Source organism: Paenibacillus antarcticus (assembly GCF_001637225.1).
Lineage (GTDB): Bacteria > Bacillota > Bacilli > Paenibacillales > Paenibacillaceae > Paenibacillus_AQ > Paenibacillus_AQ antarcticus.
In genome coordinates this window covers 265017-278167 of record NZ_LVJI01000016.1, presented here as the reverse complement: position 1 = coordinate 278167, position 13151 = coordinate 265017, and the positions used below count along the sequence as shown (strand labels likewise).

Genomic DNA, 13151 nt, shown 5'->3' with positions numbered 1-13151 from the left:
TCCATGGGATTAATCTTACCTTTTCTCTAGAATCGATCGTTAGGAATATCTTTACGATCATTTGTCAATTTTTCGCTATATTGTAATCGCTTACTTAAACGATTTGTACTTTCTTTGGTTTCTATTACTATCTTTATAATTTGATCAACGGTAACGTTATTTTCACCCGTGTTCCATTTCCAAGTTCGCTCACAATGCTGACTCCATATTCTTCTCCATACAACAATCGGATACGATCATGTACATTCTTAATCCCAATCCCACTGAACATTTGCCGACTCTTCTTCGTATTAAGGAAAGCATCCTCTGAAGGGAGTCCTTCGATTCCATCACCACTATCCACTACCTCACAATAAAGAGCCTGTCCGTCTGTTGACACTAGTACATGAATGTAGCCGCTACTTTTTACGTTAAAACCATGAAAAAAGGCATTCTCAATAAAAGGCTGAATGATCAGCTTCGGAACATGGTAGTCCATGCACTCGGGTGCAACGAAATAACCAACCTTAATACGGTCACCATAACGAGCATGGTTAATAAACACGTAGTGTTTCAATATTCCGAGCTCTTGCTCCACCATAATCGTCTCGCTGACATTACTGATCGTGTTTTGCAACACCGATATTAATGAATGAATCGTTTCCGTCGCCTTCTCCTTACTGCCTTGTTGTACTAATGTTTTGACGGATGCCAATGTATTGTATAAGAAATGCAGGTTAATCTGTCGTTGTAATGCTGCAAGTTCTGCATTCCGCTGTCCTTTTTGCGTCTCTACAAGCTTGTCTACATAATCGTGGAGCTCATCAACCATATAATTAAACGCCTGACCGAGTTCTCTTATTTCATAACTTCCCGTCACCGTGATGTGATTGCCGAATTCATTATGTGTCACATTGGACATTTGAAGAACAAGCTTCGTTAGTGATTTACTGATTTGTCTAGTGATGAGAAATACGATCGATAATGCGATGCCTACGATAACGATACCAATGAGCGTCAATGTCTTAGTATCAATCATTTGCCCAAGGGCTATTTCTTTATCGATTGTATTCACAATATAGAAATCATACGTAGGGAGATTATCCGATATCACAAAACTATCCTTACCTTGCACACTTACATTTAAATAATCTGAAGCTTCCGTATCCATTTGTTCTGCATAATCCAGCAGTTCTTGGCTCATATAGCCAATTCGATCCTGTCGATTACTCGAGACGATCATCCCATTTTTATTAAGGATGAACACATCGTTACCAAGGCTTGTGTAACTATCGAAGACTTGACCGAAGTCGCGCTCCTTCATGCTGATATATATCGTTCCATAAACATAACCGGTAGAGCGGTCTAATAAGGCTTTGGATGCAACAATCATCGGCTCTCCTAGACCATTCGTTCCCGTAATTTCTTTATAATCTTGATAGATCAGTCGTTTCGGATCTTTATGACTATTTAGAGTAAGTGGGTGCTGCTTCAGCTTCTTATCATCCATCGACAAATAAGAGCGATCGGTTGAGTACACTCGACCATTCACTCCAGCAATTGTGATTCCCACCTCATATGCATCTAAATTCGATTTGAGCTTCTTCATCTGCTCAGACATGTTGAAATACGACTTCGCGGTACTTAGCGAATCTGCATCCCCTTGCGTCAAGAAGCTCTTCATCGCCCCGCTCTGATTGGCATTACTTACGACCGTTACGATGGCATCATTGTATGATTCAAACCCACTCTTAATCTGATTGAGTACTTTCGTATTGGTAATACTAAACGTTTGCATAAACAAATCTGTCGACATATGAATGACGGTCCATGATATGGCTACTGAGACGGCAATAATACTCACAACCATGACCATGAACATTTTCGTAAACAACTTCAAATTTTTAAATTTATCGAATAAAGTCCTCATCACATTCACTTCACTTGCTTCTTGTATTTTTTGCGACGATAGGAGCTTGGAGAATCTCCTGTATATTTCTTAAACACTTTGCAAAAGTAACTATGGTCAGAGTATCCCACCCTACCACTGATTTCTGAAATGGTAATGCTATCGTCATTCAACAATTCTTCAGCCTTCTCAATTCTAATTCTGTTCAAGTATTCGCTGAATCCTTCCTTCATATGAGCTGAGAAATAACTGGATAAATACGATGTATTGAAATGAAAATGCTTCGATAACTCTGCCAAGGTAAGCTGGTCCGCATAATGCTCGTGCATGTAATCAAGCAGTTGCTGTAGTCGATTGCTCTCTTTATTGTCCGTAGATGCGATCATTAGCTTCACCTTATCTAGAAACGACTGTAACAATCTAACCGCATCTCTCGCATGCCTAGATTCATCCATTTTTTTGAAATAACTATATTTCTCTTCTTCCAGGAGCGCCGTATCTATCTTCGTATTATCTAGTAACGTGATAATTACAAAAATAATGTTACTCAGAAATGACTTGAACTCAAACACATCATTCTTATACTGACCCGCAAGTACCTCAACATGCTCCTGCAAATATTGAAAAGCTGTATCCGATTGCTTACGCTTTAACTCATCGGTGAAATGATTCATATTGAACTTTATATCGTTCTTAGGAACAATAGGTAACTCACTTCCTATGATAAGTGTCCGATCTGGCAAAAAGAATAAATAATCCATCATCTTCAAGAAAGATTCCCGATACACGTTCCCTATTTGATTCAAATGATGAAAAACATCCCCCATAACCCAGCAGCATTCCGGCTCATGCTTACTTATCACTGTTGCTATCGTTCTCACGACATCCGAGATATTTCCCAATTCCTTGTTCCTAAAATTCAACAGCACCATAAACATCTCAGGTTCCGTTACAATCAGATGAACCTTCGTAAGGTCTTGAGAGACATGGCGAGCTACCTCCGCTACCAAGCTAGTCTTATATGAAGCAAGCTCTTTCTGATCTTTATTGATCATATATTTCATAGAACGACCTAGTAAACAGAAGCTATCCCATGGAAATGTATCATGAATAATGTTTGTATCAACATCCGCTTCATACCCAGAAATAAGCTTATCAATAATGCTATCTACAGAAGGACTGAAGCTGCTTAAGGCAAGATTTCTACCACTCAATGACGGTATTTTATCTGCAGTTGCTCTCAGTACAGTAAGGAGTCCTTCTGTTTCTAGCGTAGGCTTCAATATATAGTCCGCTACCCCACTCCGAAAAGTAGACTTCACATATTCAAATTCACTGAAGCTACTAAGCACAATAACTTCAATTTCAGGATACGTCGCCTTCAACGTTCGAGTGAATTCTTCTCCATCCATCACAGGCATAACAATATCGGTAATCACAATATGAGGTCTTACCAAGGACACCATTTCTAGTGCCTCCTTACCATTTCCAGCTTCTCCAATCATTTGAAAACCTTCTGTTTCCCAATTCAGAAGATGTTTGATTCCCTGTCTTACCAGATATTCATCATCAACAATCAACACTTTACACAGATCATTCAAACATATCGCCCCCCCCTGTATAGGAATCTCTATAAATGGGTATTTCATATTAAATCATCTAACCGCTATTTATGATAGCGCTTTCAATATTTTCAATAAACTCAATCCTTATAATACCAATTCAGAGCCTATTTGAATACTCATAACATTATATTCAAAAAAAGGGTCCTACCGATCAACTCACTGATCGATAGGACCCTGCTTATTTTATTATATTTCACTTTCTTCTTTTTCGACATTCTCACGAATAATCTCAACTTTACGAATACGATTTTTATCTTTTTCTCGAATGATGAACGTCAATTCGTTGTATTGCCATGCAATACCTTTGGCTAGTTCCGGTTGTTGACTATATAACCAACCTCCAATGGAATCAACTTGTTCATGTTCAATATTTACGTCGAGCTGTAAGTTGATATCATCAATAGAAGTGTTTCCTTTAACGAGGTAACGATGATCCTCTATTTTTTCAATGGGTTTCTTCTCATCTGTGTCGAACTCATCTCGGATCTCTCCAACGATTTCTTCCAATATGTCTTCGATCGTAACTAATCCTGATGTTCCACCATACTCATCTAATAAAAGAGCAATGTGTACGTGTTGATCCTGCATTTTCAATAGAAGTGATTTAACAGGTATACTTTCCGGTACTGTCATAACAGGTTGAATCAACCCGTTAAAATCAAAATCCAGATTAGTATTATCGTATTTCAAGAAAAACTTTTTTGTATTTACGAAACCAATGATATTATCTTTACTCCCCTTAGTAACCAAAAAGCGAGTGTATTGTTCTGCTTTCACAATAGCTATATTCTCTTCAAGTGTTTGATTCACATCTAGACACACCATATCTGTACGAGGCACCATAATTTCCCTAGCTAACAAATCATCAAAGGCAAATATCCGACTGACGTAGCCATATTCCGTTTTATTGATTTTTCCACTTTCATAACTCTCGGACAGAATGATCTGGATCTCTTCCTCTGAGTGCGCTTCCTCATGTTCACTGGCAGGCATGATGCCGAACATTCTTACGAATGTATTGGCTGAACCATTTAACAACCATATAAATGGATACATAACTTTATTAAATATAATAATAATAGGTGCAGTAAGCACTGCGATTTGTTCTGCCTTTTGAATCGCTAGCGTCTTTGGAGCTAGTTCACCCAACACGACATGCAGGAACGTTATCGACACGAATGCAATAATAAAGGCCAGAATATGTCCTGTGCTTTCAGCAATTCCCAGTTGTTTGAACAGAGGAAACAGGATCTTCTCCACTGTTGGTTCACCTAACCAACCAAGACCTAGTGCAGTAATTGTAATACCAAGCTGACACGCTGATAAATATCCATCCAAATTGCTTGTAACTTTCTGAACCGCCAATGCGTTTTTCTTGCCTTCCATAACCATTTGATTCACTCTGCTAGGACGAAGTTTAATGATCGCAAACTCCGTAGCCACGAAAAAGGCAGTAAGAATAATCAGTACAGCAATCAGAAATAAATTCAGTAACATATCAAGCTCCTTCTTATCAATTGTTGAACCGTTCAAACAAACAGTTCTTATGAACTTATTATATTATTTCCTTCTCTCTGTATCAAACCGCTAAAAAGCGAATACGAGGTGATATTAGACGATTTAGTCTCGTTAGCAAAACCTGATAAGGCATTATCTTTTAGTACATCGTTTTGACACGAACACAGAATCATTTTATGATAAGTTCAGATGAACTAGTCAATATAGAAAGGTGTCACTATGGAAACTCTAACATTTACCCGTAAGGCAATGTCTTCCTTATTACTCTCACTACAAGTAGGGGCGACAACTTCTCCACGAACCGTTATTCAAGGCATTTGGAGAGAAAATCATGAGCTTGAATTGGCACAAGGTAGATCCATGTCGGCATTAATATCGACCGCATTTCCATCTATAATAGAAAAAATGATTAAGTCAGACACTCATCCCTCTTTTTCACTTCATGATATTGTGTCCTTAGGATCGCAAATTGAATACACTCATTTCTCCATAACCTCTGTTCAAAATTGGGTGAAGCGGGATTTCAAAGATTTCATTGGACATGCCGAGGAAGGAAAGAAGTACTCATTGCAACAAGTTGCTCTATTCTTTATCATAGAGGATCTACGATCAACCTTAGATTACGACACCATCCGCAAGTTTTTTCAAATTGTATTTCAACTGATTAACCCTCTTGATTTCTACTCCTCCTATGCTACGTTGTTCGAGGAACTTGATGAACGTTACCGCAATTACATAGGTGAACGGTCAGATTTCGTCTATAAATGGGATCAGATGATTAATGAGGCAGCGAAAGATTATATTTCACACAAATCGGATCTATCTGATGAACAAAGAGAAACGTTACAGACTGCTATCCATGTAGCCTTAACTTCCGTTCATACATCCTGCTTCCAGTCTCTCTCTCGTCGCTACGTCCATGGCATGGTATTTCTACACAATCTTCACTAACGAGGTGTTCTACAACTATGAATGATTTCTTTGATTTGCTGAAATATGCCTTCTTGGGCTTAGTACAAGGTATTACCGAACCTATTCCTGTATCATCAAGTGCTCATGTTATCATTGTACAAAAGCTTTTTGGATTAGAAATTGAAGGTTTGAGCTTTGAAGTACTTGTCAATTTCGCTTCACTGTTAGCTATTCTGCTTATATACAAGAATGATTTATTACAGTTAATTAAACACGGATATCTGTTCCTAACCACAAAAGATCAGCAATACAAGAAAGATTTCCACTTCATCCTTTACCTTATCATTGCAACTATCCCTGCTGGGCTGGTTGGATTCCTATTCAATGATCTTATCTCTGAGGTCTTTAAAGGAATGCTGACCATCGCCATCTCCCTATTTATTACCGGAGTTGCGTTATGGTTGATCCGTAATCTACGCGGTCGAAAGAATGAAGCAGGACTCAAACTGAAAGATGCTATCATCATCGGACTTGCTCAGACTGTTGCTTTAATCCCTGGAATTAGTCGGTCAGGAGCTACGATTGTTGCCGGGATGGGACTCGGACTTAAACAATCAACTGCACTCAAATTCTCATTCTTTCTCTACATCCCTATAAGTGTCGGCAGTATGATTCTTGAGGGATCGAATCTCATACATGACCCTCTAATAGGGACATTAGCTCTACCCTATGCGCTAGCCTTCCTATGCTCGCTTGTTACTTCCTACTTCTCCATGAAGTGGTTCATGGGTATTATGGAGCGTGGTCAACTGAAGTACTTCTCTTGGTATTGCTTCTTATTGAGTGCATTCATCTTGATATTCATGTTATAAAATATTCACAACATAAACAAAGAGAGTCCTACTAGACGAATGAATGGTCTAGTAGGACTCTCTTCTATTCTGATGACTAATTTAATGCTTGGAGACCAGTTGCTTCAGGTCTGATATCAATTGATCTAACTTTTCGTAATCTTCATTTGAAGACTGACTTATTCATTTCGGTCCACGCTGCTTGTCCAATAATTCCGATACGCCAGATCGCAATTCCTTTGAGACCATATCGTTTGGCAAGTCCAATCTTCGCATTAACAGATTGCTCGTTCTCACTACCTAGAGATATACCTAGAATTAGCTTATCTTTACCCACTTCCTTCAAAGCCAATGTAATAGCTTCGTCTACCTTACCAAGTGGCTCCGGGCTTTTCTCATCTTCGAAAGCATATCCCATAATAATCAAATCATCAGATAGGCTCGCAAGCATCTTATAATCATATCCCGTATAAGAACTATTTAATGGATGAAGGACGATACTAAGCTTAAGTCCTGCTTGATTTGTCTTCGAGGATAGATTCTTAATAAATGCATTATAGTCTGAACGTGCTTTCGCTTTATCTCCGCTCCATCCTAAGCCCTCTAAATCGAGTACAACGCCTTTAAAACCTTTTTGAGAAGCTGTATCCACGATAGCCGTAATCGTCTTGTTCTGAAGTTCCAAGTCCTCTAGGTTCTTGGTAAGCTCAAGACCACCATCAACTGAATATACCATCAGATAAGGTGTCGTTCCCTGCTGATCCGTTTCCTGAATAATAGATTCAGGCGTAACCGTACCCGCTGCCTGTGGCCATCTATACTCCTTGCCCTGCGTTGTGAACTGACCATCCTTATCAATTCTACTCCAGCCAAAGGCAACAGAATCGAATGACGAGACCATGGAACGCTCATCAAAAGAAGACAACGCATAGAACCCCATCGTATATATATCTTCTTTGGGAGAAGTAATCGATACTGTCTTGGTCCCTTGATCCCATGCGACAGTTGCTCCAAATTGGGTACTAAAAAAGCTCAATGGTATCAGCGTACTCCCTTGAACCGTTTGCGGAGAAGCGATTAATTTAACCACCTGACCATCGACTAGTGCGTTCTTACTTCCCATCGTGAGTACGACTTGTTTAGTCCCTGTTGCGCCCGACTTAGATGCTGTAATTTCCTGTTTTGCTTGATTCCACACAACCTTAACACCAAGCGCTTCAGATATGGCGCGAAATGGTACCAATGTTGTTCCATCTTTAACCGTTGGCTGTACTGGAAATGGAAGCGAATAATCATCCAACATAATGCTAACCTGACCAGATTGATTAGAAGCAGCTTCACTTGTATTGGTACTTAAAGCAGACATGCCACCTACGACGATAATAGAACATAATAATATTTGAGCAAATCGTTTCATTGTATGTCTCCTATTCTATGAATCTGAATATAGTAGATCAGAAACTACCAACTCTCATTTTACCTCAATATGGTAGATTTATCTATAATATAGGATCTTTAGTCGATATCACAGACTTAGGAGCAACAATAATAGATCCACCTACATCTGTTTAGAGATATCAATACATATCCTGGTCCCTACATTCATTTCACTTTCGATCGTAATGCCGTAGGGTTCTCCATAGTAAAGTTTAATACGTTCATGGACATTTTTCAGACCATATCCCGTTCCGTTAGAATATAAAAGACGATTGATTAGTTCTTGATCCATCCCTTTGCCATTGTCACTTACGACAAATCGGATATGATCATCGTATGTATAGGCTTGAATCGTAAGGATTCCTTTTCCCTCTTCTTTTTCATCAATACCATGTTTGATTGCATTCTCAACAATCGGCTGCAGTATAAAGTTTACTGTCTGATAATAATTCAAGCCTTCTTCAATCTCATACACGACGTCGAACGGACGATCATCATGCATAGCCAATTGAATATCAATATACGCTTCAATATTAAGAATCTCATCTCTGACACTTGTTAATTGCTTTCCTTGATTCAGACTTGTCCGGTAGAATTTCGAAAGAGCATTCACCACGCGGCTGATGTCTTCCGCTTCCATTTGAACGGCCCGCCAATTAACAATCGACAGTGTGTTATATAGAAAATGAGGACTGATCTGGGCTTGAAGAGCTTTCAGCTCGGCTTCCTTCTCCATAATGCCAGATTGATATACTTGGTCAATCAATTCCCTTATCTTTCGAACCATACTTGCAAAGCTGTTCGTAAGTTCGCCAATTTCATCTTTTGAGTGTGAATGGATAGGAACGTTGAAGTTACCTTCCTCCACGATTCTTATTTTCTTTTTGAGCGTATAGATAGGCAGTACTAGCGTCTTTGTAAAAATCCATATAATGAACAATAAGATAGAGATACACACCAATATGATAGATACCATTGCTTTTAAAATATTGCTAGTATCCATGATCATAGAACGTACAGGGGTATAATAATAAAGAGTCCACCCAGGACGCTCAATATTACTTTTGACCAGCGAATACTCCTTGTCGCCAATATCTAATTGTCCGGTACTAGCACCTATGATTTGACTCGCTACAGCATCTGCTTCCCCACCACTCGCACTTGAATAAATCACTTGTTGATTGCTATCCGTAATAATGGTGCCATAGTCACTACGATTATTGATCTCGTCCAATTTCTCAAAAATTCTATCTTTATCTAGCTTCACATGCAGAACACCCGCGAAGGTACTATTATTACTCTTCATAATATTATGTGTTGCAAATAAGACCCCCTGCTCATAGGTCCATGTTGTCTGATTGCGCTGTTTGGCTACTTGGTACCAATCCAAATTCCGAACGTTCTCACTTGGATAGATAAAGTTCCCGATCTGCCTACCTGTAAATTCCGAGTAAAAGCTGACTTCTTTCAACTCCATATTGATGTTCGTGTAGTACCAAAGCGTTGGCTCAATATTCTCATTTAGTTCTTTCGTATAGCTGAATATATCCCCTAATTCGTACCCCATAATTTTCTTAATAATTGGATTGAATACCATGAAATCAATAAAGTTGCTCTGTTTCTCAAAATTCTGTTCTAAGTTAAGAGAAATCTGCTTCACGGTATTCTCCATGCCCATCATAAGTTGCTGCTTCAAGTAAAATTCAGCCATTCGGTAAGAATAGACGCCCAATACCAAGATGGGAATAATAATCACGACCAGATAGGATGCGACCAGTTTGTTCTTGAGCTTCATATCCCGGAAGAACGTCAATAATGCTTTCATAAAGATCGAACCTTTTCTCGATATTGCGTGGGTGTAAGCCCGAAATGCTGTTTGAAGGACACTCCGAAATATGAGAAATCTGAATACCCTACCATCTTATACACATCATTTATTTTGTAATTACTTTGGTCTAAGAATTCTTTCGCTTTCTCCATACGATACTGATTGATATATTTCACGACACTCGTCCCTGTTCTTTTCTTAAAAAGATGACTGAGATAACTACCAGACAAATGAACCTTTCCCGCCAGATAATCCAGACTCAAATCCTGATCATAGTTATTCTCGATGATACGGATCAAATCATCTATCGCTCTTATACCATATTCGGTTTCTGGCGTACGATTTCCCATGGATTCTACATGAGCGTCTGCATCCATATTTGTATGCGGTTTCAAATTGGATTGTATCTTATCTCGTTCTGCTTCTTCCTGCTTACATTCTTCAATAACCTCAGAAAGCACCCTACGTAACTCTTGTGCTTCAACGGGCTTCAGCAAATAATGAAGTACCCTGAGTGGAATAGCTAACCTTGCATATTCAAATTCGCCATGACCGCTGAGTAACATGATTTTCATATTCGGATAGATCGTCCGAACTTCTTTGGCTAGCTCCAAGCCATCCATGAATGGCATCTTAATGTCCGTTAGAAGAATATCAAATTTCTGTTGTTGAACAATCTGAAGTGCTTCTTTACCGTTTCTCGCCTCACTAATTTCGATAGGCAGTTGATATTTAGAGATCAAGTATTTCATACCATCTCTCTCATTTTTATTGTCGTCGGCAATAAGCATTCTGTACATGATGATATCCCCCTCCATGATCTATTTTACCAACTTCATCTTTGAATGATCAATAGTTTTAAATGCTCCACATCGTCATGTGAATTAAATGAAATGTGGGAAAAACAGCTTTCATCGCCACAATTTTGGCTGAAAAGCTGCTTTTCACAAAAATTCTATGTTATTCTTCTGTTCCAAATTCAGAGTAAGTATTCAAGATCATACTCACGGCTTCATAAAGTGACCCATGAGGTTCAATCGCATATAATTCATGTCCTTGTGTCCATTCATATTCCCATGCATACCAATCCATTGGCTCCGGGACCGATTGTTCAGATATCGCATCCTTGAGGCTCTCGATAAACATTTCCCACCGTGGCAAATAGAAATTTCCGATTAAGCCAGACCATTCTCTGTGAGAATAATCATGCAGCGACTCTGAAGACTCCTTCGGCCCCCACAGCGTCACGAGCGTCCTTGCGTTGAACTCGAACAGTTCTATCTCTTCTTGGTTTCTTCCCATACGCTTAGCATCTTCAAGCCATGGTCCAAGCATAAATGCTTTGTTCGTAGATAAAAGTTGCTCCTGCATACGGATGAGTTGTAAGAACTGTTCTGACTCCTTATCGAACGTTGCAAAATCTCCTATACGATAAGCCTCCGAGAAACGACTATAATACACGCGGGACAAATCCGCTAATGCCTGTCGTGTTACATCAGTGAGGTCATATCGATAGCTTTCCGAATCTTGATACTCCTCATAACATGCAAAGAGAGATTTGCATGCTTGACGTACAGCCTCAAGTTCATAATATTCTTTCTTTGGTCCCCAGTTGGACACGCTGGAGATTTCCAGAGATGGACGCGCACATATGAATGATTCCATACCACCCTGCTGTACCGTATTACAGTTGTATACGCTATGTTGTAGCTGGTTCCAAGCCATCCGTGCTTGTGGCGTAACCTTGCCATAACGTCGTTCAATGTAGCCATTTAGCCATTCCCCAACATCAGTCGCATCCGAGCGCCACACGGAGTCTGCCATTAGATCGTACATCACAGGATTTGTCTCAATCCCTTCCATTGCCATCCCAATTCCACTCATTCGTCCTGCAGCGGGATTATGTATCGTAGCTATAGGGTCATGTGCAATCGTCTCTAAGTTACCGAACATCCCGTTCTTACCACCGTAATTCTGAATCATACACCATACCCAAGGAATCCCTTGAAAAGCTTCATTACTCTCCCATGTTGGGTGTGATTCGCACCACAGATCAAGAACCAAGGCTTGTTCTGGTATCACATGTTGTAATATTTCTTTTTTCGGATTGCCCTCCCAAGCCTGAAATACCCACACACCCTTCGGATCATGACGAATCATCTCTGACTGAACACCAACCGCATAGGCGCCTAAGTCAATGCCATCTGTTTTTCCACCTTCATGGAACGGATCTACACTATAGAAATGAATGTCTGTTCCGAACAGCTTTTGTTGTTCCTCATAAAATGCGGTAGCGACGGTAGTATACATCGGATCATCCGTAAGCAAGAGTGATGGTCTATCGAAATTGCACCATTTCCCTTGATCGATAGGTTGTGAACTTGGGAATTTCTCGCCGAAGTCCCGTGGAACCATACCACTATATCCGGGTAGTACAGGAGAAATACCTAGTTCTTTCATGCGTTGGTGAATCGCTTGTGCTAATTGAGCTCTGTCTTCGAACCACCATTCAGGTAACGGTCCGCCCCAAGAAGTCATATTCTGCATCCACTGCCACGCGAAGAATGCAGGACCGCATACAAATTCAGATACCTCTTGTTCTTGATAACCTACTCGAAGAAGTGTTCTTCTCCATACTTCCTCTTGCCCAATAATGCTAAGTGCCAAATTGATGCCGTTCATCGCCATCCGATCGATCTCTATTTCCCAACGATCCCATTCCCAGAAAGGCATCGAATAGGAGAAGGTACAATAATTTAAATAGTATCGGTACATATAAGGTGTGGCTAGACGAATTGGGGCATCAAGCTTAGGTAATTCGTCAGGTAATTCAAGATTATTTCCACACCACGATAAATGCGCCTTGCAAGTATGTTTTAAATACCAGTGAAATCCTGAGGCTAGAGCCGTTCCTGATGAGCCTTTGAGAACGACGACCCCGCCTTCACTTTCTAACTCAAATACATCCTGACCGTTCTCCTGGTCTATCGATTCCAATCGAAATTGCGAAGCCTTTACTTCCCCAATGACTCTTTCGATCATACCTAATACATCCATCTTATCTACCGCAGTAAGCAGCATAGAATACACCT

9 protein-coding genes are annotated in these 13151 nt (G+C 39.9%); 2 read left to right on the top strand and 7 right to left on the bottom strand.

The features are described 5' to 3' along the window. Window positions 1–133 precede the first annotated feature (133 nt). The 3 genes from PBAT_RS12730 to PBAT_RS12720 all read right to left on the bottom strand — a co-directional run bounded on the left by PBAT_RS12730 (window position 134) and on the right by PBAT_RS12720 (window position 5010). Entirely contained in the window at window positions 134–1909 is a 1776-nt protein-coding gene (locus PBAT_RS12730) for a cache domain-containing sensor histidine kinase (protein ID WP_068650343.1), read from the bottom strand. 5 nt (window positions 1910–1914) lie between these two features. Continuing rightward, on the bottom strand, window positions 1915–3489 hold the full coding sequence (locus PBAT_RS12725; RefSeq protein WP_068650089.1) for a response regulator transcription factor: 1575 nt from the start codon (window positions 3487–3489) through the stop codon (window positions 1915–1917). Window positions 3490–3699: 210 nt separating this feature from the next. Continuing rightward, window positions 3700–5010 carry a hemolysin family protein gene (locus PBAT_RS12720; RefSeq protein WP_068650087.1) on the bottom strand — a complete coding sequence of 437 codons (1311 nt, stop codon included), beginning with the start codon at window positions 5008–5010 and terminating at the stop codon, window positions 3700–3702. Between the two features lie 240 nt (window positions 5011–5250). Between PBAT_RS12720 and PBAT_RS12715 the strand changes: the two genes are divergently transcribed. Further along, the gene (locus PBAT_RS12715; RefSeq protein ID WP_068650083.1) at window positions 5251–5982 is read left to right on the top strand and encodes a DUF1836 domain-containing protein; all 732 of its coding nucleotides are present in this window, start codon (window positions 5251–5253) and stop codon (window positions 5980–5982) included. 17 nt (window positions 5983–5999) lie between these two features. Continuing rightward, a complete protein-coding gene (locus PBAT_RS12710; protein ID WP_068650081.1) occupies window positions 6000–6815 on the top strand; it encodes an undecaprenyl-diphosphate phosphatase in 816 nt (271 codons plus the stop codon). A gap of 142 nt (window positions 6816–6957) precedes the next feature. Here the strand turns inward: PBAT_RS12710 and PBAT_RS12705 are convergent, their stop codons facing one another. From PBAT_RS12705 to PBAT_RS12690, 4 genes are all read right to left on the bottom strand, one after another. Then, the gene (locus tag PBAT_RS12705; RefSeq protein ID WP_420848773.1) at window positions 6958–8160 is read right to left on the bottom strand and encodes a stalk domain-containing protein; all 1203 of its coding nucleotides are present in this window, start codon (window positions 8158–8160) and stop codon (window positions 6958–6960) included. A gap of 192 nt (window positions 8161–8352) precedes the next feature. Beyond that, entirely contained in the window at window positions 8353–10056 is a 1704-nt protein-coding gene (locus PBAT_RS12700) for a sensor histidine kinase (RefSeq protein ID WP_068650077.1), read from the bottom strand. Beyond that, the gene (locus PBAT_RS12695; protein ID WP_068650075.1) at window positions 10053–10859 is read right to left on the bottom strand and encodes a response regulator transcription factor; all 807 of its coding nucleotides are present in this window, start codon (window positions 10857–10859) and stop codon (window positions 10053–10055) included. Before PBAT_RS12695 ends, PBAT_RS12700 begins: the two co-directional genes overlap by 4 nt. Before the next feature lie 160 nt (window positions 10860–11019). Then, window positions 11020–13140, bottom strand: a complete 2121-nt coding sequence (locus PBAT_RS12690; protein ID WP_068650073.1) for an alpha-N-acetylglucosaminidase — start codon at window positions 13138–13140, stop codon at window positions 11020–11022. Window positions 13141–13151 lie beyond the last annotated feature (11 nt).

What these genes read in the sequence shown, in the direction of transcription:
- PBAT_RS12730 (WP_068650343.1), bottom strand. Translation starts at nt 1,909, where the DNA reads ATGAGGACTTTATTCGATAAATTTAAAAATTTGAAGTTGTTTACGAAA.
- PBAT_RS12720 (WP_068650087.1), bottom strand. Translation starts at nt 5,010, where the DNA reads ATGTTACTGAATTTATTTCTGATTGCTGTACTGATTATTCTTACTGCC.
- PBAT_RS12715 (WP_068650083.1), top strand. Translation starts at nt 5,251, where the DNA reads ATGGAAACTCTAACATTTACCCGTAAGGCAATGTCTTCCTTATTACTC.
- PBAT_RS12710 (WP_068650081.1), top strand. Translation starts at nt 6,000, where the DNA reads ATGAATGATTTCTTTGATTTGCTGAAATATGCCTTCTTGGGCTTAGTA.
- PBAT_RS12705 (WP_420848773.1), bottom strand. Translation starts at nt 8,160, where the DNA reads ATGTCTGCTTTAAGTACCAATACAAGTGAAGCTGCTTCTAATCAATCT.
- PBAT_RS12700 (WP_068650077.1), bottom strand. Translation starts at nt 10,056, where the DNA reads ATGAAAGCATTATTGACGTTCTTCCGGGATATGAAGCTCAAGAACAAA.
- PBAT_RS12695 (WP_068650075.1), bottom strand. Translation starts at nt 10,859, where the DNA reads ATGTACAGAATGCTTATTGCCGACGACAATAAAAATGAGAGAGATGGT.
- PBAT_RS12690 (WP_068650073.1), bottom strand. Translation starts at nt 13,140, where the DNA reads ATGCTGCTTACTGCGGTAGATAAGATGGATGTATTAGGTATGATCGAA.